Genomic DNA, 20,335 nt, shown 5'->3' with positions numbered 1-20,335 from the left:
ATTCCTTATTAACATTTTTGAAAAATTGATGACTCGCCAAAGTCTTCCAATTTTTCTTATATAATATCTTATACAACATCTTATATAAAGTTTACCATATTATCTTACCGAAATATTTATATAATAAACAGTACAATATATTATATAGTAATAACAAAGGAGGTTTATGAAATTGATAGCAGAAACAAAAGTACAAACAAATGCATATGCTACTTTAACAAGTGTTCCAGCATTAATCAAAAGTGCTATGAACATTGAAAAAGGAGATAAGTTAGTATGGACTCTTGACCCAAAAGAGGATAATTTAACTATTAAAGTAGTTAAAGCTGATGAATCATAATTATTTCTTAAAAATACTATCATTTTCCAAACCCCTATTTTTTAATAAAGTAAGTAAAATTTATATTAAATAATAATCATAATCTATATTAGGTTATGATTTTTTAAGAACTGCTTTTTTTGAATAATTTAAAATTAAACATAATAGCATTCCTTATTAACATTTTCATCATAACCTTAGAGTAGAGTAGCTGGAGCTACGCCAATAGTTACGATAGCTACTCTAATTCTTAAATTACTCTTTTTACTAATTTTTAACATTTTACTAATTTTCTCCATATTTTTACCGCAGAGTTATATAAAAAACCTTAAATAATATTTTCAACCAGACTAATAATATAGGAGGTGAAAAATTATGGCATATACTTGCGGAGAAAGACCTGGAAAAGGTCAATACTATTGCGGCGAAACAGGATGCACAGGAGAAGTGACATTAGATGACAACACTGATAAACTTCCACCTTGCAGTATCTGTGATGCATGTAATTGGGAAAAATCAGTATAATTTTTCCCTTTTTTCTTTTTTTATTTCACAACTTCAAAATGTTCAATATTATATGGTTTACCCATAAACATTTTAAAACTACAAACAAAGCTCTTACCATCTACTGAATATTTACTAAAATACTGTAAAGGTAATAACTGCTTTAAAAACCAACTTAAACTCGGGATACGTGTTCACCTCCTCTTACTTTGCTATATAATACTGGTAAGTTGGATTCAAGAACACAAACCCTATGTTCTAACCTTTCTAAAAATAGGGCTAGGTTAGGGTCAGGATTAAAAATAGTTTTAGGAGTCTGCATGAGCTTCAACTCCTTCAGCACTACCCTCAAAAATAGTCCGCGGGTCGGTAGTTTTACCCATTAATAGGTTAATATCTTCTTTAATCTCATTGAAACCTTTTTTATATAATTTAAGGGTTTCACGATTGTATTCGAGAGCTGAAAGAAGCTCACGAATAGACTCTTCGGTGTAAATTACACCATCAACAATTAATTCATTCATTTTTCTCACTTCGCTAAGATTTTTTAAAAGTTTTTTTTGAGAAGTCCAATTCTCATAAAACTTTTATATTTTATAATTGTCTTTTCTAGTATATAAATGTTCTCTTTTAAGTATCTTTTATTAGTTTCTTTTAAGTACCTTTATATATAATGATTACCATAAATAATAAATAATTAAATTTATATAAATAGGAGGTATGGTACTTATTGATACGGAAGAAAATATAATTCTTGAAGAAACATCAACTGTAACAAAGCATAATAATACTAATTCAAAGAGAACTGTTATTCCACAAAGAATAGCTAATAACATGGGAATAAATGCTAAAGATAAAATATTGTGGAAAATGGTTATGAAAAATGATGAAAAATATTATATAGTTAAACCAGTTGATTAATCTCTCTTTTTTATTACTCTTTTTTATAATAAAATTTATATACTAAAAATGTACATAATAATTAATTGGCTATCATCGTAGTCGAATTCGTAGAAAATCCGTGGAACAAAATTATAATGTAGTGAAAAATCTTAATTTATAATAATTGTTCCAAATATGCTTTGAACTGTAGTTTAAAACTTTAATATTAAAGTTTAACTACATATTCATTGCATAAGATTCTTTTTTTAAACTCTCTTTTTAGATAATATTATAATCTTTTTTTTAGTTAATTTTATAAATAAAAATATACAAATTATTTTATGTAGAGAGCCATCTTCATTAAAAGTTGTCATAAATTTTTTACGATGAAAATGAAGATGATAGTTATGAATGACAGAAAAATACAAATAATAAATATAGTAGTATCAATAGTGAAGATAGTCATAGATTTACTAAAATAATCATTATTTCGTCCGGCACTTTTTTTTATTAGCTTAGATGTTTTTATACAAATGAAGACCATCAATATGTATTTTTTGTCAGCTTTTTTTAACTATATTCAAGTCTTTAAAGAAGATGAACTCTCTATATAAATATTAATTTTTTGTCAATTTGATTATTAAATCTTTACAGGTAATTCTTTTAGTTTATTAACTTCTATTTTAACTTTTGAATGACTTTCAAATATAAATTTAACAATTAGTTCCTTATTTTCAACTATTTTTTTAAACCCTTCTGTTGATTCAGGAATTACCTTTACATCTTTTTCAGTATAAAGATTGTATGTTCCTTTTTCTGTGATTTCCAATAATGGATATGTTTCTTCATTCATTGTTTTAAACCCCTTAAAACCCTAAAATTTTATTATAAGTTATTAATTATTTAGCAACACAATTCAACAATTCTTATATATCAGTTCAATCAAATATCTCATATGTCTACCTTGTAGATAGGAGGTGAAAATATCAGCGAACCTAAATACGAAATAAATAACCCTATAATACATAAAGTTGGCTTTAATCCTTTTTCTGAAATTTTAAGCATTCAATTTTCAAGTGGAACTTTAAAAACATTGCATTGTTCTCTTGAAGATTATAAAGAATTTATTAATAGTGAAAATCTTGATGATTATTATTATGAAAAAATTCATGACACTTTACTTAATCAGAATGCAGAAATTTATAAAAATAGAGGATTAAGTGCTAATAGTAGTAGAATCAGACGATAATTTATTTATTATTGAAAGTGGGAGGTCTATTACTGCCCATGTTTCAATATTTTCATTTGGATTGGCGAAATATTCATCAAGTATTTCTTTTAATATTTCTTTATCTTCTATTTCTGCTTTTCCACTTTCAAGTAATATATCATATGTTCCGTTTGAATTTAAAACTAGTTTTGGATATGATTCTTTTTTTTCTAAGACTTCATCAATATATTTAATTTTTTCTTCATTATCTACAAATGACTCTTTTTTAAGTTTGTAAGTACCATCAGCAAATAATTCTAAAGATTTTGTAATTTCATTGTTTTTATCCAATAAATAAAAACCTCTTATTTTGTTACTCATAAATATTTCACTTCCTTTTTAAAAATAATATTTTGTTCAACAATCAAAAAAAATAAGCACCAAATAGGAAGTGATAATATAATAGACCATAAAATAAAAATAGCCCCAGCTACCCTTAAAATTAAATTTAAGGGAGCAAGGTAAAGTATTTATACTATACTTGACATAATTATTATTGGTTACGAATATAATCTCACTTCGCTAAGTAGTTTTATTTTCTGTGACCAGTGAGTAGAGATTGGTAAGGTGGTCCAACACCGTTATTAACCTTTCACTACTCCAAACGACTTTAATCACATGCTTATTTTGTTTTATCTATTATTTAAATGTTTTTACAATTAAACTTTTTCTCATCATTACTATTTTTTTATAATGACTAATTAATAATATAGTTAATAATATTATATCTTTTTTTCTTCCAACAGCTCATGACAAGTAATAAATTATGATTACTTTTCATACACTTTAGGATAAAATAATTTTAAATAAAAAAACTTATAAAAAAAGTATGTCATTTGAAAGAATATTCCAAACAACATATGAAACCTCGATATTCCGAAACCGGCTACTATTCGACCATGAATGTGAACCTCAAGAATTTAAACACCGGAAATATGAGATGGATACTATTGCAGAATGTATGAAACCATTATTAAATCATGATAAACCAACTAACGCAGTAATTTATGGTAATTGTTCAACCGGTAAAACCACAGCTGTTAAAAGAATATTGGAACATATTGAGAAAATTACTACTAAAGTTGTATGTGTTTATATTAATTCTGAATCAAAAAATAAAAGAGATATTTATAATCATATACATAAAAAAATATTTGGTTATATTATTGAGCAGAACCGTATTGGTACAAGTGAGATAAAAAATAAGATTGTTAGTTATATGAGGAATAAGCATAAAAGTTTGATTATAGTATTAGATGAAGCGGACTGTTTAAAAAAAGAATTAGATGATATTGTTAAAAGCTTATTGAAATTACATGAAGAGTATTATGGTGCAAGAGTTGGATTATATTTAATAGCTTATGATGTTAAAATCTTAAATTTAAGTAGTAGTACTAATAGTCTTTTTCAACCTAAAGAAGTGTTTTTCAATGAATATAGTAAAGAACAAGTATATGATATATTAAGTAAACGGTGTGATTATGGTTTTGTGAAAGGAGCTATAACTGAGAGGCAATTGAAGGAGGTTGTTAATGTTTCAATTAATATTCGTGACGGTTTAAGTATTCTTATGAGTCTTGGGAGGTTAGCTGAAAGAGATAATAGTAAAAAGATAAAAGATGAGTATTTAAATAAAATAATTTATAAAATAGTATGAAAAAATAATAATAAGTGTGTTTATTTTATAGGTCTATTATCTGCTTCTTCTAAACGAGTTAAACGCTCATTCATATCCTTAATCAGATTATCTTTAGCTTTTAACTCTTCTCTTAATTCCTTAGTAGCTTCACTATCAACCGTGTTAACAACTGTCTTATTAATTGTTAATTTAGGCAAATGTTCAAGATATTTCTCTTTAATCCTTTTAGGGTTATTTTTAAAATAAGTTTCGGTTATGAGATCAGATTTACGGCCTTGTAAAGTATTTGCTAAACCAATATCTTCAATCGTGGTCGCATGGAATTTTCTAAGAGCGTGAGGATGGAAAAAATTATAATGATTAACTTTTCCCCAGTTTAATTTATCATTTATTCTTTGGAATATTTTCAATAAATTTATACTAGAATCTATGCCAAAAAGCCTTTCATTATTCTTGATAGTTTCTTTAGTTTTCAAATATTTTAGTATCATTTCTACTGTTTCATGACTGCAACATGTATTATAGTAGTAATCTGTTTTACTCCTATACATGTCAAATAGAGGAATTATATCTTTTTGGTCTTTTAATTGATCAATGACTTCATAAATATTTTTTTTATTATGATATTCTTTTGTGGCTTCAATAAAATCTTGTATTGTTAAGCTTAAAGTTTCTTTATTGGCAGTTCCACTACTTGCGATGAATAATATCACTGCTTTATGTTTAGGATTGTTTGTAGTTTCTAATGCTTCTCTAATGTGTTTTATAGTGGGTATGTCTGCATATCTAATATGAACATCATTTTTTAGTCTTGCTGGAGGGATGTAAGGTATCTCAATACCAAAATGCCTATAAAATGTTTTTACTTTTCCAAAATAATTTTTTATTGAACTTACTGCATGTTTTTCCTGAATTTTCCAGTTCCTATAGTTTTTGAGTCTTTTCACTATTTTTCTTCGTTTTGGTCGGATGCCCTGTTCTTCCTCTTCATCTGCTTCATCTATTAATTCTTTTAAAGACATGTTGTTTAATTCTGAGTATTCTCCTAAAATATATGAATAAAGTCTTTTAGTGTTATATGCAAAGTTTCTGTCTATTATAAATTCTTGAAAAATTTCTTCATCTTCAATTTTGTGCATGTTATTTTTTATTGTTTTTTATAATATTTAAAGTTATACATAACAATATAGTTATCTAATGCGAGATACACAATTAGATATTGTTGGAACATGTGATAAAATTGAAATAATTGATGGAAAATATTTTCCAATAAGTATAAAATCATCTAATCCACCTTTGAAAGGAGTTTGGGATGGAGATGCAATAGAATTAATTGCAGCGGCATTATTAATAGAAAATGAATTTGATACCGAAGTATTTGTAGGATTTGTGGATTATTTAAAGTTAGGGGAGAGAAGAGTTGTTGTGATGGATGCAAACTTAAGAAAAAGTTTTTTTAGAATCTTAAATGAAGTCGATGATATTATAACCAATGAAATAATGCCTGAAATTAAAAAAGATAATAAAAAATGTCATAAGTGTGTTTATAATTTGATATGCAATCAAGAAGCAGATTTTGAGTGAATTTTAAAATTATTAAGATATCCTAGAAAACAAGTGAAATACTAACTATTTTCATAAAATAATAAAATTAGAAATAAAAAGTTAAAATAAAAAGTTAAAATAAAAAGTTAAAATAGAAAGTTAAAATAAAATACTAAATAATAAGTACTTGAAAATATATATGTAAAATATAATTACAAACTGATAAATTAATAATATAGGTGAAAAAATGAATGACAAAGAATTAATAAAAAAGTGTGAATCATGTGACTTCTATGATGACAACGATTTAATGGCTAACTGTAGAGCTGTTTTAACAGATTTAGACGAATGTAAAGAAGAATTAGGTCTAAGTGAAGAAGAAGCTGAAACTTACTTAAAAATGGTAGAAAATTTAAAACCACAGGATGTTTCTAAAGTCTTAACTTTAGCTCTTAAAATAAGAGAAAGTGGAAAAATCAAAAACCCTGAAATAAAAAATGATGCTAGTAGATTAATAAGAGCTATAGAAATGAGTTAAACACATTATAACTCTTTTTTAAAAAAATTAACAATAATAAGTATTAATAAATATTAATAAATTTCAATAAATTATTTACTAGTATTATTTTATTTACTAGTATTACTTTTATTTTAAATAATTTTAAAAAGAATTATACTCTCTAAAATATGTGAAAACATTTAAAACTTATTTTTTTTCAATTTTTTAATATCAAAAATAGCAGTATCGGCTATTGCCATAACAGCCATTACTCCTGCTTGTATAGGATCAGATATTACAATGTCTGCTATTTTAGTAACACCACCAGGCATATTTAAACTTATAACAACCAAATCATGTTCAGATTTTACATTTGATACTGATTCAGCTATTTTACCTCCCATTAAAGATCCTGCCAACACCAATGCACTTACTCTTGGAAGTCTAGATAAAGCTTCAACTGCCTCTGAAATGTCGTCTTCACCAACTAAAGGGATTGTGTCAATACTTATTCTTTCCCCTCGTATATTATGCCTATCTGCTTCAGTTATAGCTCCCATTGCTACCTGAGACACTTGAGCACCACCACCAAATATTATAATCCTTTTACCATAAATATCATTAAGAGAACTATGAACTTCAACAGATTGAACGGAATCAATAGATTTTATATCCTCGAGTAATTGTTCAAGGTTATTGATGCTTTCAAGTTCCAGATTAATTGATCCTAAATTGTTTTTTTCGATAAATAGATGAGTATAGCTGATATTTGCACCATAAGATGAAATTATATTAGTTATTTCATCCAAAACTCCTTTTTTTTCAAGACTTTTAATTGTTATCGCAGTGTTTGGCATTTAAACACCTAAATGAATAAAATAAAAATTAACTATAAATAAACCTGATATAATAAATTAATAATAGAAAACTAAAAAATTAAAAATAAAGACTTTTTAAAATTACAAGATTAGAAATAAAAATTAATATACATAATATGTTTTAGACATAATATGATTAATTTTAGATTTATAAAATAATATTAGATATAATATTATCAGATGTAATATTATTAAATATAAAACAATTTTAAATCTTAATTTTCTAATTTTACTAATTCTAAGTCAGCTTTAGCTTTTTTAAACAGAGATAGAAAACTATCTCCTTCACCAACAGGTATAACCTCTAAACCTAAATCCCTATGCTCATCAATCCATTTTTCATTAAAAACAGGGATCTCGACCTTAATAGGTTCATCAGATTTATTAACTAAAATAATATTTCTATATGGAAAATTTCGCTCAACAATATATCCACCAAGGCTTATAATATGATGAGCTCTAACTACAAATTTCAATAAAATCACCGAAATATTAACTTTTATAATATTAAATTTAACTTTTATAGATATTATAAATTTTTATATTTATTATTATTTATATTAATATCTATTTGAAACAATATCTATATATTTGAAATAATATCTATATATTTAAGATAATTATCTATTTAATAATTAAAACAATGATAATTACTACAATAATCCAATAGCAATAGCTAAAACTCCTAAAAGAGATGACGCAATTACAACTGGATAAAACTGCCTATAAGTAAATACTGGAGAGAATGCACTCATTATACCCATTATTACTGGGAAAATAACTGCAACAAGAATATTTACCAAAATCCCCCAAGAGAATATATTAGGTGGAAGCCCAATAAATAAAACTGAAAATAAGGCTCCTAAAGTAAACATTAAAAATCCTCTTGTAATATAAACAAAAGACCTATATTTTGAAGCATATTCCATATAAGGACCTTCAATAACATCAGCTTTAGCTTTTAAAATATTAAAAGGATATTCATTTAAAAGAATCATATAACCAATGAAGAAAACTATAGTTCCAATAATTCCAGCTACTGTAAATAAGAATGGACCATGAACTTGTTGATAAGCAACAATATCTCCAAGGAATATACTACCAGTTATAGCTACAGGTATAAATATTGATAAATATAAAGGGAATGAACCAAAAGCAATCATACGAAATGCTCTATTTGAACTTAAATCTTCAAGATAAGATCTTTGAACATTTGGATGAGTTGCTCCTTTAACAATATCAGGAAATGGAAGTCCAAGAGACATTACAGATTTAGAAAGAGATCCCATCAATACATAAGCAACTTCTTCTACTTTCAAAAATCCAACAATAGCAATAATACTAGCTAATGCTCCAAAAAAATACATTTGAGGAGTTAAAGCCAACAATATTAAAATTACCACAATAAAAGAAACAATAGGTAACGACTTGTAAAGAGTTGGTACTGGTGAATTCGGAGATATATTTTCCTTAAAGAAAAATTTTATAGGAGCCATAATCCCTGGACTAGTGACAGGAGGCCCTATTCTTTGTTGAATTCTCGCCTGAATATATTTTCTTTCAATTCCAGGAAGAAAAGTTCCCACAATAAGGGCTAGAACTAATGTACCAATCACTGCTAAAATTGAATATATGATTGTGATATTTGACATTTTATTTCCTCTTAATTTGTATAGTTTGTTTAAATTATAGTTTATTTAAATCTAATTTATAATTTATTTAAGTTTACTTTTTAAATTTAATTTATAATTATGAAATTTATTAATTATGATTTAAATCTTAATTATTTTAATAGCTCTGTCAGTACAAGTAAAACATGGGTCACACTGAACTATACAGAGCTGTGCATCAGTAACATGATCTCCAATACAGGCAGTTTGCATAGCTCCAATGTTAGACATTGAAGGAGTTCTAATTATACTTCCTCTTACCCGACCATCTTCAATTGCATAAGAATGATATAAAGTTCCTCTTGGAACTTCAATATAACTTTTTATTGTATCACAATCAAACATATCCCAAAATCTATTAACAATAGGACCTTTTGGGAGATTTTTTATAGCTTGACGTATGATATTAATTGCTTCTGGAATTTCAAGAACTCTCATTAATATATTAGATTTCACATCCCCATCATCCTGAGTTACAATGTTAAAATCAAAATCATCATATTCTTTCATAGTAGCTCTAAGATCTTGAGAAATTCCAGTAGCTCTAAGAGTTGGGCCAGATACTTCAAGGGTTTTTGCTTGTTTTTGAGTAATTACCCCAATTCCTTCAATTCTACTCATAACAATTGGATCAGAAACAAATCGATCAGCAAAATCCAATATTCCTTTTTCAAGAGTATTCATGCCTTCAGCAAGTTTTTGAATTCTCATTTCAGTAAGTTCACATCTTGGTCTCACTCCTCCAATTATAGAAGCTCCGTATTGAACACGATTACCCCCAATCATTCGAAGTAATTCCATTACTGTTTCTCTAAGATAAAAAGCTCTCATTGAAAATGTTTCATGTCCTAAAACTTCACATCCATGAGCAAGATAAAGACTATGACTATGTAATCTCTCAAGTTCTTCGACTATAATTCTAATATAATTAGCTCTCTCAGGAACATCAATTCCAAGGCCTTTTTCTGCAGTTAAAACTGAATTCCATATATGAGCATTAGAACAGATCCCACAAACTTTTTCTGTAAGGGCATTTGCTTTTTCAACAGGCAGTCCTTCCATTATTCTTTCAATTCCTCTATGATTAACACCAATAGTAATCTCAGCGTCCCTTACAATTTCATCTTCAACAAAAAGTCGGACCCTATATGGTTCCAACGCAGCAGGATGGACAGTTCCCATTGCAACCTCAGTTTCAATTATTTCCTGCTTTATTGGTCTTTTATCTTCTGTCATTATATCACTTAATTGTAATAATACATTATAATTAATTTTTAAGTAAATTCAAGTATTTAATAATTATGCCTATATAAATATAATAATTTTATTAACCTAACAAATATTTTAGTAGTTTAATAAGTTTTTCTAATTTATTAATTCTAATTTATTAAATTTTATCATATAATTTTAGTATATACTAATTTATTAATTCCATAGCTATCTTAAAATTCCTAGCTATCTTATATAAATTAATATTAAATTCGATATTTAAATATTAAATTAAATAGCCAATCTAATTTTTAAATAGCTAATCAATCTAATTTCAGTAGTTAATCTGCTTCTAAAAGTTTAGGAAGTGCAGCTACTACACCAGAAATTACATCTTCTGGTCTAACAGCACAACCTGGTACTTTAGCGTCCACTGGAATTATGTTCTCAACTGGACCCATAATTTCTTCAGAGGGTATATCACCATGAATATTTTTATAAACTCCACCCATTAAAGCACAAGCTCCTGCAGCTATTACAGCTTTAGGATTTGGAATAGCTTCATAAATTTTTTTTAAAGGTGCTTCATTAAGCTTTGTTACAGGACCTGTAACAACCAAAACATCAGCTTCACGAGGATTCCAAGTTAAAAAAACCTTATATTGCTCAACATCAAATTTAGGTGAAAGAACACAATTAACTATTTCAATATCACAACCATTACATCCTCCAGTATATACTAACATTAAATGGACAGCTCTTGCCCTTGAAAATGACTTAAGGCTCATTAAATCCCTCTATAATTTTTATTTTTATTTATTAATTTTTATTCATTAATTTGATTTATAATATTTATTAATTATTATTTTTAAATCTAATTTTATTATTTATGAAGATAATTATTATTTATAATAATTAGAATAATTATTATTTCTAAATTTAATTATTAATTTTTAAATTTTATTATTATTTACTAAACTTATGTAATTTCTTAAGTTTATTCTCACTAGTATTATTTTTTATCACAGTTTTATCAGATAAATATTGAGATATAAATGAAAGTTTATCTTCAGAAATTTTAAATGGTTTATTCATATGTTCTTCAAGGTCTAATTCGACTTTGCCAACATCATGAGGATGTATTGTAGCTTTTTCACCAAATAATGCATAAACTGGGCAAAAATCATGACAGTAATAACATACAACACATTTTTCTGAATTGAGTTTTGGGACTTGTGTTTTGATCCATCCATCCATCAGCTCTTCAGGAGTTTCTAAATCAACCATATCAATTGCATTAGTTGGACATACATTTGCACAGCCAGAACAGCCAATGCAAGCATTGATAGCTACTTTATCTTTTGGTTTTATTTTACCATTCAGGATATCTTCTCTCATTTCCATATCCGTTACTCTATTAGAAGCAAAAAAAACCTTTTTAAAATTCCCAAAAGCTCCTTCTAGCATTATTCTTATTAAATTTTTCATTCAAACACCATAAAGTTATTCAGTTAAATATTATTATGAAGTTATAATAAATATATTTTTAAATAGATTTTTTAAAATATTCTTGATCATTAAAGATAATTATTATTTATTACTAATTTTATCATTGAAATCTTCAAATTCTCTTTCAAAAATAAATGCTTTTGCAGGACAGGCATTACGACATGCACCACAATAAATACATTTACTATCATCCACCATCATCATTCCAACATCTTCTCTATCAATAATAGCGTCTTCAGGGCAAATTCTATAACATAATTTACAATTCATACAAAGCTTATTATCAATTAAATTGAAGCCATTGGAGATGCGTTTTTTAGCCATTGTAGTTTTTGGAATTGCATCTACAGGACAATGAATTCCACAAGTTTCACAAAGAATACATTTATCCATATCGACTTCAATGGTGCCTCTTTTTAAAGTAATAGCATCTTTAGGACAGAGTTCACTACATATTCCACAGGATATACAATCATCTGAAACAGAGCCATCCCACTCAGCTGTAATAAATTTACGAGCATTCTGTCTATCACATACTTTAACACATTTACCACAAGAAACACAATAACCATTAAGTGCAAATTCATCATTTTCGTCTTCTTTAAGTGTAGAAACAGGACATGAATCAATTGATTTTTGATTAATTTTTTCAAACCCAACATCAGCTTTTAAAAGTTCTTTAGCTAATGCCATATCATCTTGAGCTAGATATTTATCTCCAAAATCAGATATTATATTATTATTACTTTTAATATCTTCATTATTAGTACTAACTTTATCATTAGTGTCAAATGCATCATCTAAAATATTATCAAGAAGTTCATTATCAAATTCATTATTATCCAATTTATTATCTTCTAATTTATTATCTTCTAATTTATTTTTAGCTCCTTGAATATTAATAGAAGGATCAAAACGCATCTTACCATTAATTTGTTTTAAAGCACCAGTAGTACTATTATCGGCACATAAACCACAATTAAGGCATGAAACAATTGAACCAGTTATTTCATCCTCAGGTTTAATAATATTAACTTCAAAGTTGTCTGCTTTAATAGCACCATTTGGACAATTTTTAAGACAATTCAAACACAAAACACATTTATCATGATCAATAACACCATTTTGAATGGCATCTGCAGGACAAACATCTGTACAAACCCTACACTCCGTACAAACACCTTTTTGATTTATATTAACATCAATAGCTTTAGTAGGACAATAATACTCACACCGCCCACATAAGATACAATTTTCATGGTCTGTTCCAACAAAGTTTCTTTTGGTATGAGACTTTGAAGATTTAGATTCGTTTAATGTAGGAATAGCTAAATTAAGTGATTTTAAAAAGTTTAATTGTTTCTCTTCAATTAAATCAAAGCCATCTATCCTAGATTTAGTTGGGCAAGAATCAACACAAATTCCACATCTTGCACAGATACCTTTAGTCATTCCATTTTCAATGTGAATACTATTAACTGGGCAAGTAAATTCACATACTCCACAGCCATTACATTTGGCCCTATCAACTACATACCCCCCATATCTATTTTTGAAGATAGCTTGATTTGGGCAAGCCTCAAAACAAGCCCCACAAGTAATACAGCTGAAAGCCTTACCATTTATAAGGCGAATAGCTTCAGTGGGACATATTTTAACACATTCTCCAATCCCTTCACATTTATTTGTTGATAAAAACATGATTTAACTTCCTATCATCGTAAATTCTTTTTATAATTGAATTTTTTATAATTAAGATTATTATAATTAAATTTTTTATAATTAAACTTATTTTTTATAATTTAAATTTATATAATTAAATTTCATATAATTGAACTTTATAATTAATTTTTTTATAATTAATATTTTATAATTAATATTTGATATAATTAAATTCTTTATAATATTAAAATTTTCATAATTTAACTTATGATTAAAATTTATATGATTAAATATATTATATGATTAAATTTTATATAATTAGATTTTATATAATTAAACTTCATTTAGTTGAACTTTTATAATTAAACTACACATATCCTATTTAGTTTATTGGGTTTTTGATATTATTTTTTTAATTACATTTCCAACTATCAAACCAATAGCTGCAGACAGAAATGATGTGGATATAGGCACATCATCAAAAAATGGGTATGGGCCAGATTGCCATGCAATTATAAGAGCTACTAAAAATATGATAACATAAGATCCTATTGTGAGATTAATACTACTAGTATTCCTAACTCTTATTCCTACAACAAATCCTATTAAAAATCCAAATATTACAGGGCCTAAGTATAACATATATTCAATCTCCTATATTTAGAGAATCTTTATTACCATTGGTATTTTTACTATCCATATTAGATTTACTATCATTAGTATTTGTTTCATCTTCTTTATCATTAACATGTTCTTTAATCTTATCAAACTGTGAAAAAGCTATTACAACAGCACTTAAACCAACAAATACCTTAAAACCTACCAATATATTAAAGTAAGGAACTATTCCTGCATTAGTAGGGTCCGGATAATGAAATATATTAACAATATATTGTGGAAGTATATTATAAAAATCTGTACCTACATTATATAAAAAGAATCCTGTAGTAAACAAACCAACTAAACCTAAGATTATATAACCCATAGCACCAATACTTTCAATTGCAGATATAAAGTCATGGGAAAAGTTTATAGGGCTTTTTTCAACACCATAAACTATAATACATAAAATAACTCCAGCAGCAATCATTGCTCCTCCTTGGAAACCACCACCAGGAGTTATATGGCCTCCCAAAATAGTCATAACTCCAAAACATACTAGTATAAAAGCACATGGAAATGCAAATAATTTAAGAATAGGACTCATCATTCTCTCTCCTTTATTCTTTCTCCTTAGAATTTCCGTCAACAATACCTCTTCCAAACACTAAAAGAATAACAATTACAGCAGTTACTAATATTAAAGATTCTCCAAGAGTATCATAACCTCTCCAATCAAAAACTACTAATGTAATCATATTAGGTTCAATTGAAGTACCTAATGCATTATAAATTTTACTAATACCAGGATTTATAATACTTTTAAAACCGAACATAACTTCAAGTAATGTAAAAGAGAAAAAAGCTGTTGAAATAGACAGTATTAAAGTTCTAATACCAGTATAATTATTAGAATTATCTTTTTCACTAGAATCTTTTTTATCTCTAACATATTCATTATTTTCATTAGACATGGTTAGTTCCCCAATAAATTACAGTAATCAAAATTCCTAAAGTAAGAATCGCATAAAAAGTCATCTTTTCCAAAGATTCACTTTGTTCTCTTTTAAGCCTTGGAATAAGTGGCATATTACCAACTAAAAATACTCCTAATACTAAAACAACAATTATTGTTAAAAATATATTAATATGTCTAAGTAAAATTGCTGCTATTAGAATAGTTGAAATTAAAGTTAATTCAGCAGCTAATGCTGAAGAAACAAGCTCATTTGTAGCTGAGTCTTCACCTATTTTTTCTTTAATATTAATTATATTTTTAAGTGAATTAACAATTTTATCATAAAATCCCATCTAAATCAACCCCATTGCAAGTTGTGAAATGCTATCTGTAGCTAATTGAGGGAAAAGTCCAAGTATGATACATATTAACAATAATACTCCAATAGCAACTATAGATGACTTTGGTAAAGGTTTATCAGAAACCACTAGATCATTCGGCTTTGGTTTTAAATATATTGAATGGTATGCTTTCATGAAAACCATGAATGTTACAATACTAACTAAAACTGCTATAATAGATATTTCAGGGAATCCAGAATCTAGAGATGCTTGAACAATCATCAACTTACTCTGAAATCCATTTAATGGAGGTACACCAGCCATCGCAAACCCACCAATCAGAACCATAATCGCAACTATAGGATTATGCTCTAACATACCACCAAGTTTTTTAGTGTTTGAAGTTTTTGTAAGATATAATATAGTTCCAAATCCAATGAAAAGTAAAGCAGTTACTATGATCTCATTAAGTGCTTGAAAAAGGCCTGCAGTAATAGATAATTGAGTTGCAAGACCAAATCCAAGTCCAATATAACCTAACTCACCTACAGCTAGAAATGCAATCATTTTTCTAAAGTCAGTTTGCATAATAGCCATTGTAACACCTAAAATCATTGCAAGTAATGAAAATATTACAATCAATGTTTTAAAGAAAGGCAAATATGAGAATATTCTAAATATAGCAATTCCTATTGAAATAAAAGTGATTACAGTAAATGTTTGAAGTAAAGCTGCAGAATTTGGAAGAGCTTTACTATAAATTCCTGATTTTATAGTATGGAATGGAGGCAATCCTGAAACATATAACCAACCAAAGAATATTAAACTAAATGCAAATAAAAGAGTTGGTGAAAGAGGATCTACTAAATTATGTGAAATTGCATAAACAATATCAGTGATATTTACACTACCAACAGCACCTAAAACAAACCCTATACCTAAAAGTAAAAGTGGACCACCAATAGAACCTAAAATCATATATTTAAGAGCTGTTTCATAATTATTATCAGATTTAGAAGTTAATATAATTCCTGTTTGAGCTAGTGCAGCTATTTCAAAAAACACATACATATGAAAAATATCATCTGAAAGCATGATTGCTGTAACTGCCGCTGTTCCCATAAACATTAAAAACATTAAAGGACCAGATACTCTTTTATTTTGGCTTAATGATGTGAATATTGCAAAAAATGCTACAATTCCTAATATAAATATGAATATTTTCTGAAATGCCTCATAAGAATATGTAACAGCAGGATGAAATAGTGCTATTGTTGAATTCTGTAAATTTGCTGGAAGAGTAGAGAGTAACGTTGGATCAGAGATTAAAGGAGCATGTCCACCGAAAAAATACACCCCATAATTTGCCAATAAAGGAATAGCAGGAATTACTATAGCTACAAAAATAGCTAATAATTTTACAGTTCTATCCTTTTTATGGAATAAATTCAATAGTAAAGCACATATTATAGGAATAATTACCATTAGAGGAATTAATTCATTCATCAGTACCACCCATTTCATTAGCTACATTTTTTGTTTTTCTATCCCCTAATATTTCAGAAGCACTTAAAGTACCATACTTTTTGTATAAAACCATAGATATAGCCAACATTACAGCTAAAGTACTTGCACCTATAACAATACTTGTGAGAACTAATGCTTGAGGCAATGGGTAAGCAGAATTTGCAGCAAACCATTCTTGGGTCATTCCCGGCATAATAATTGGAACTACGCCACCAGATTTATAACCAAGAGCAATAATAAATAAATTAGCTCCTTCTTCAATAAAAGCTATTCCAATAATCTTTTTTATTATATTATCAAGGAATATCGCCGCAAAAAGTCCTACAATTATAAATCCTGCTGATGTAAGCAAAGACATCAGCTGAGTGTCACTTAGAATCAAGAGAATGTCAGTCATTTATCATCCATCCTTTGAGTTTTATAAATAGCCATTGCTAAAAATACTGGAACAATTGCAGATCCTACAATGGCTTGAGTTAAAGCTACGTCTGGAGCAAGTAAGAATTGAAAAAGAAAAGCTACACATACACCATTAATTCCTGTGAGAATAGCTGCTTTAAGCAAGTCTCTTTGCATTATTGCAAGGATACATCCTAAAACTGCAATAAACATCACAACAACTTCAATCATGATTTTTTCCCCTATTTCGGTTTAAATTTCGGTTTAAATTACTATTTTCAATATCATCAGTACTGACTTCTTTAATAGTTACATTATTAGCTAGATTTTCAGTCACACTATCAGTTAAATTGTCAGTGCCATTAGTAATAGATTCAGAATGATTAGAACCTGAAAAATTATTTTTACTATCAAATTTATATTTAGATTTAGTTACAGTAATGTCATTTTTTCCAATAGCTAACTTATTGTAATCATTATCATTAATTTTACCAGTTAAATTATCATCAGACTCGTAATTACGATCATCTTCACCATAATAGTATGCATTAGCCATCGCATGAGCTAAAAATGGAGCTAATACAAAATAAATACCTGCAACAAGGAATTGACCTAATCCAATCATTGCTAAAACACATGCAATATCAACCATACCTAACATATGAATTCTTGCATAAATTACTTTATCAATATCATCATCAAGACGAAGAATTCCAATAGCAGTAATTAGAACTATAATAGCTGCAATAATAAGACAGATTGATTGAATAACTTCTACTAAAAGTTCAATCATGACTAAACCTCCTCAATGCCACAGCAAAAGCTATTGTGCCTACTACTCCAAGAAGAAGTAATGCTAAAGCAATATCTTTGTAGAAATCGATTGTATAAATATTTCCTACAATCAAAAGGAGTACTGATATAGCTAAAGAAAATGTGGAACATCCAATAAGCCCCATAGCTATTGTTTTATGTGTAAGTATTCTAACAGCTGCAAACATAAATATTACAAGAGCAACTATTAAGATATATTCTGAAATTAGCAATATACTCATTTTTATCACATTCAAGTAGATTATAAAATTTAATGATTATTAAAACATATAACTGTTAATGTAGTTATCAATACAATTTAATTATCAATGTAATTTAGTTATTAATTTAGTTTAATTATCAATATAGTCATAAAAATTGATATAAAGATTATTAAAAAATTTAACCCATATTTATTTAACCAACTTCAATATTATTAATATAAACCTTATTTTTAATTTAATATTTTTGATTTATACCATAATCTAAATTATAAAATTATTCTAACATCTTTTTAATGTAAGGTTCGAATGGAATAACATCTTTTACATCCCTTGGCGCTATAATAGCAACTTTAAGAATTTGATTTTCACTATCAATATCGATAGTCAATGTTCCAGGAGTAAGGGTAATACTATTAGCCAATAATGTTTGGGAAATTGGTCTAGTCAAATCAGTTTTAATATCAATGACTACTGGGTCAATTGTTTTGCCTCCTTTAGCAGATCTTATAGCAGTGTCAATTGTTGATTTGATTATTTCCCATATAAGTACTATTACATAAGCAATGCCATAATAAATTCTGTTTAAAAACATTTTAAAGGATCTCCATCAAAAAATTTGAAATACAATAATCATAAGATATTTATTTATCAATTTACATTAAGATAGAATATTTCATTAAATTTTCTTCAAAATACTATTAAAATCATAAATTAATTATTCAATATGTATTTTACTTTCAATGTATTATTATTATTTTAATGAAAAAGTATTATCTTATGTTTCAAATAATGACAATTTCAATTAGTCATGATTAATAATTAAATTTTAAAGTATATAAAAATTTTCCTTTATGATTCCTTTAAATAAATCTTAAAGAAATAAAAAATCTCAAAAATATCTTTATTTATGGAAAAATCAGTCAAAAATAATAATTATAGGTAAAAAAATATTTTAAAATAGCTAATAATAAAATAAGAATTAAACAAGCTACTGCAAATTTTTTGTGTACTTTTTTTGATGAAAATGGTCTAAATAACTCAATACCTGCAGGAGTTAAAGAATCCAAAATAAGGTGAGTTAAAAACCCTAAAAATAATGGCAAAAAGAAACATATCATCATTTGATTGATAAAAACTAAATTAAAATCTGTTATTAGATTTATACCGATTATCGTATTTATAGAATAAATTAACCAATTAATAAAATTATATGAAATATCAAATGTAGTGAAAAACGAATAATACTCAATTGGTAAGAATATAATTCCCAATAAGAATAATACTATGAAAGGAACAATCAAATTTTTATTTATAGTTAGTATCCCTAATACTAATACAATTATAACAGTAGAAACCAGAAAATAATTCTCAATGTTGTTCATTATAGCTAAATATTCTAAAGAAGGATAAATCAAAAAAATTCCCATAATGATAACTATTGATAACAGTAAAGATAATAAAAATATTCCTAAAATAGAATGAGTAAATCCCCTATGATTCGAAAAATAAAAAATAATTGGAATTATAAGGAAAATTATTCCTACAAGATAAGGTAAATTAGCTATATAGAGAATTATAAAAGAAATAAGTCCTATAATGATCATTTTATATACATTCAACTTTTTGATATTATGATCAAAATCTGGTAAACTAGCACCAATAATAACAAGTACAATAGATATAGGATTTTGAAAGAATATCAATGAAGTTAAAATTGCAAATAGAACATGTTCTTTATAAGAAGAAATAGAATCACCAGTTAACTAAATAGTGAAATAAATAATACTCAATAATATCCAATAATATAATTGGTAATAGTAAGATTGATATTTAATATATTTATTAATTTTGTGAGCATTTGAAAAGTAATATAAAATTAAAATAAAT

The 20,335-nt window shown here is 26.8% G+C and carries 28 protein-coding genes and 1 pseudogene; 7 read left to right on the top strand and 22 right to left on the bottom strand.

Going from position 1 to position 20,335, the window contains the following annotated elements; translation table 11 throughout:
- Positions 1-166: 166 nt before the first annotated feature.
- Both MarbSA_RS07035 and MarbSA_RS07030 read left to right on the top strand, forming a co-directional pair.
- Complete coding sequence (locus tag MarbSA_RS07035; protein WP_156314542.1) at positions 167-340, top strand: AbrB/MazE/SpoVT family DNA-binding domain-containing protein; 174 nt, start codon at positions 167-169, stop codon at positions 338-340.
- Positions 341-694: 354 nt separating this feature from the next.
- Entirely contained in the window at positions 695-844 is a 150-nt protein-coding gene (locus MarbSA_RS07030) for a hypothetical protein (RefSeq protein WP_054834585.1), read from the top strand.
- Positions 845-1,131: 287 nt separating this feature from the next.
- Here MarbSA_RS07030 and MarbSA_RS07025 read toward each other — a convergent pair whose 3' ends face one another.
- Positions 1,132-1,347 (bottom strand): hypothetical protein, encoded by a 216-nt coding sequence (locus MarbSA_RS07025; protein WP_054834586.1) that lies wholly within the window; start codon positions 1,345-1,347, stop codon positions 1,132-1,134.
- 196 nt (positions 1,348-1,543) lie between these two features.
- On the opposite strand from MarbSA_RS07025, the gene MarbSA_RS07020 reads away from it, so the two are divergent.
- Entirely contained in the window at positions 1,544-1,744 is a 201-nt protein-coding gene (locus tag MarbSA_RS07020; protein WP_054834587.1) for a hypothetical protein, read from the top strand.
- Between the two features lie 601 nt (positions 1,745-2,345).
- Here MarbSA_RS07020 and MarbSA_RS07015 read toward each other — a convergent pair.
- Entirely contained in the window at positions 2,346-2,558 is a 213-nt protein-coding gene (locus tag MarbSA_RS07015) for a hypothetical protein (protein WP_054834588.1), read from the bottom strand.
- Between the two features lie 117 nt (positions 2,559-2,675).
- On the opposite strand from MarbSA_RS07015, the gene MarbSA_RS07010 reads away from it, so the two are divergent.
- Complete coding sequence (locus tag MarbSA_RS07010; protein WP_082397946.1) at positions 2,676-2,954, top strand: KTSC domain-containing protein; 279 nt, start codon at positions 2,676-2,678, stop codon at positions 2,952-2,954.
- Here the strand turns inward: MarbSA_RS07010 and MarbSA_RS07005 are convergent.
- The gene (locus MarbSA_RS07005; RefSeq protein WP_054834589.1) at positions 2,922-3,296 is read right to left on the bottom strand and encodes a hypothetical protein; all 375 of its coding nucleotides are present in this window, start codon (positions 3,294-3,296) and stop codon (positions 2,922-2,924) included. The two genes, MarbSA_RS07010 and MarbSA_RS07005, sit on opposite strands and share 33 nt — an antisense overlap.
- Positions 3,297-3,804: 508 nt before the next feature.
- Here MarbSA_RS07005 and MarbSA_RS07000 point away from each other — a divergent pair.
- Entirely contained in the window at positions 3,805-4,632 is an 828-nt protein-coding gene (locus tag MarbSA_RS07000; protein ID WP_221061266.1) for an AAA family ATPase, read from the top strand.
- Positions 4,633-4,652: 20 nt separating this feature from the next.
- Here MarbSA_RS07000 and MarbSA_RS06995 read toward each other — a convergent pair whose 3' ends face one another.
- Positions 4,653-5,753, bottom strand: coding sequence for a site-specific integrase (locus tag MarbSA_RS06995; RefSeq protein WP_054834592.1), 1,101 nt, complete (start codon positions 5,751-5,753; stop codon positions 4,653-4,655).
- Between the two features lie 58 nt (positions 5,754-5,811).
- On the opposite strand from MarbSA_RS06995, the gene MarbSA_RS06990 reads away from it, so the two are divergent.
- The gene (locus tag MarbSA_RS06990; RefSeq protein ID WP_221061265.1) at positions 5,812-6,198 is read left to right on the top strand and encodes a CRISPR-associated protein Cas4; all 387 of its coding nucleotides are present in this window, start codon (positions 5,812-5,814) and stop codon (positions 6,196-6,198) included.
- Positions 6,199-6,406: 208 nt separating this feature from the next.
- Positions 6,407-6,697: a hypothetical protein gene (locus MarbSA_RS06985; RefSeq protein WP_042702971.1), complete on the top strand. Its 291-nt coding sequence runs from the start codon at positions 6,407-6,409 to the stop codon at positions 6,695-6,697.
- Between the two features lie 161 nt (positions 6,698-6,858).
- On the opposite strand, the gene MarbSA_RS06980 is transcribed toward MarbSA_RS06985, so the two are convergent.
- From MarbSA_RS06980 to MarbSA_RS06895, 18 genes and pseudogenes are all read right to left on the bottom strand, one after another.
- Positions 6,859-7,515 carry a DUF5612 domain-containing protein gene (locus tag MarbSA_RS06980; protein WP_042702970.1) on the bottom strand — a complete coding sequence of 219 codons (657 nt, stop codon included), beginning with the start codon at positions 7,513-7,515 and terminating at the stop codon, positions 6,859-6,861.
- Between the two features lie 236 nt (positions 7,516-7,751).
- Positions 7,752-8,012 carry an energy-converting hydrogenase B subunit EhbP gene (ehbP, locus tag MarbSA_RS06975; RefSeq protein WP_042702968.1) on the bottom strand — a complete coding sequence of 87 codons (261 nt, stop codon included), beginning with the start codon at positions 8,010-8,012 and terminating at the stop codon, positions 7,752-7,754.
- Positions 8,013-8,189: 177 nt separating this feature from the next.
- Positions 8,190-9,188, bottom strand: coding sequence for a respiratory chain complex I subunit 1 family protein (locus MarbSA_RS06970; RefSeq protein WP_221061264.1), 999 nt, complete (start codon positions 9,186-9,188; stop codon positions 8,190-8,192).
- A gap of 120 nt (positions 9,189-9,308) precedes the next feature.
- Positions 9,309-10,442, bottom strand: a complete 1,134-nt coding sequence (locus MarbSA_RS06965) for a hydrogenase large subunit (protein WP_221061263.1) — start codon at positions 10,440-10,442, stop codon at positions 9,309-9,311.
- A 314-nt stretch (positions 10,443-10,756) separates the two neighbouring features.
- Positions 10,757-11,203 carry an NADH-quinone oxidoreductase subunit B family protein gene (locus tag MarbSA_RS06960; protein ID WP_042702964.1) on the bottom strand — a complete coding sequence of 149 codons (447 nt, stop codon included), beginning with the start codon at positions 11,201-11,203 and terminating at the stop codon, positions 10,757-10,759.
- A 178-nt stretch (positions 11,204-11,381) separates the two neighbouring features.
- Positions 11,382-11,903 carry a 4Fe-4S dicluster domain-containing protein gene (locus MarbSA_RS06955; protein ID WP_221061262.1) on the bottom strand — a complete coding sequence of 174 codons (522 nt, stop codon included), beginning with the start codon at positions 11,901-11,903 and terminating at the stop codon, positions 11,382-11,384.
- A gap of 102 nt (positions 11,904-12,005) precedes the next feature.
- Complete coding sequence (locus tag MarbSA_RS06950) at positions 12,006-13,625, bottom strand: 4Fe-4S binding protein (RefSeq protein ID WP_221061261.1); 1,620 nt, start codon at positions 13,623-13,625, stop codon at positions 12,006-12,008.
- A 348-nt stretch (positions 13,626-13,973) separates the two neighbouring features.
- Positions 13,974-14,228 carry an energy-converting hydrogenase B subunit J gene (locus MarbSA_RS06945; protein WP_221061260.1) on the bottom strand — a complete coding sequence of 85 codons (255 nt, stop codon included), beginning with the start codon at positions 14,226-14,228 and terminating at the stop codon, positions 13,974-13,976.
- 109 nt (positions 14,229-14,337) lie between these two features.
- Positions 14,338-14,793 (bottom strand): annotated as a pseudogene (locus MarbSA_RS06940) (MnhB domain-containing protein); the annotation flags it as partial.
- A 13-nt stretch (positions 14,794-14,806) separates the two neighbouring features.
- Positions 14,807-15,160, bottom strand: coding sequence for a Na(+)/H(+) antiporter subunit B (locus MarbSA_RS06935; RefSeq protein WP_231624087.1), 354 nt, complete (start codon positions 15,158-15,160; stop codon positions 14,807-14,809).
- Positions 15,153-15,497, bottom strand: coding sequence for an energy-converting hydrogenase B subunit G EhbG (locus MarbSA_RS06930; protein WP_221061259.1), 345 nt, complete (start codon positions 15,495-15,497; stop codon positions 15,153-15,155). Before MarbSA_RS06930 ends, MarbSA_RS06935 begins: the two co-directional genes overlap by 8 nt.
- Positions 15,498-16,994, bottom strand: a complete 1,497-nt coding sequence (ehbF, locus tag MarbSA_RS06925; protein WP_221062072.1) for an energy conserving hydrogenase EhbF — start codon at positions 16,992-16,994, stop codon at positions 15,498-15,500.
- Positions 16,984-17,409, bottom strand: coding sequence for a cation:proton antiporter subunit C (locus MarbSA_RS06920; RefSeq protein ID WP_081720061.1), 426 nt, complete (start codon positions 17,407-17,409; stop codon positions 16,984-16,986). The genes ehbF and MarbSA_RS06920 overlap by 11 nt, the downstream gene beginning before the upstream one ends.
- Complete coding sequence (locus MarbSA_RS06915; RefSeq protein WP_042702953.1) at positions 17,406-17,642, bottom strand: DUF4040 domain-containing protein; 237 nt, start codon at positions 17,640-17,642, stop codon at positions 17,406-17,408. Before MarbSA_RS06915 ends, MarbSA_RS06920 begins: the two co-directional genes overlap by 4 nt.
- Positions 17,635-18,204: an EhaC family protein gene (locus MarbSA_RS06910; RefSeq protein WP_221061258.1), complete on the bottom strand. Its 570-nt coding sequence runs from the start codon at positions 18,202-18,204 to the stop codon at positions 17,635-17,637. The genes MarbSA_RS06915 and MarbSA_RS06910 overlap by 8 nt, the downstream gene beginning before the upstream one ends.
- Positions 18,197-18,466 (bottom strand): monovalent cation/H+ antiporter complex subunit F, encoded by a 270-nt coding sequence (locus MarbSA_RS06905; RefSeq protein ID WP_197016891.1) that lies wholly within the window; start codon positions 18,464-18,466, stop codon positions 18,197-18,199. Before MarbSA_RS06905 ends, MarbSA_RS06910 begins: the two co-directional genes overlap by 8 nt.
- Before the next feature lie 256 nt (positions 18,467-18,722).
- Positions 18,723-19,040, bottom strand: coding sequence for a Na+/H+ antiporter subunit E (locus MarbSA_RS06900; RefSeq protein WP_054834945.1), 318 nt, complete (start codon positions 19,038-19,040; stop codon positions 18,723-18,725).
- A gap of 328 nt (positions 19,041-19,368) precedes the next feature.
- A complete protein-coding gene (locus MarbSA_RS06895; RefSeq protein ID WP_082397976.1) occupies positions 19,369-20,196 on the bottom strand; it encodes a metal-dependent hydrolase in 828 nt (275 codons plus the stop codon).
- Positions 20,197-20,335: the final 139 nt, after the last annotated feature.

Origin of the sequence: Methanobrevibacter arboriphilus, from assembly GCF_019669925.1 — an archaeon.
Lineage (GTDB): Archaea > Methanobacteriota > Methanobacteria > Methanobacteriales > Methanobacteriaceae > Methanobinarius > Methanobinarius arboriphilus_A.
The sequence above is the reverse complement of the archived record's forward strand: the minus strand, read 5'-3'. Positions and strand labels throughout refer to the sequence as shown.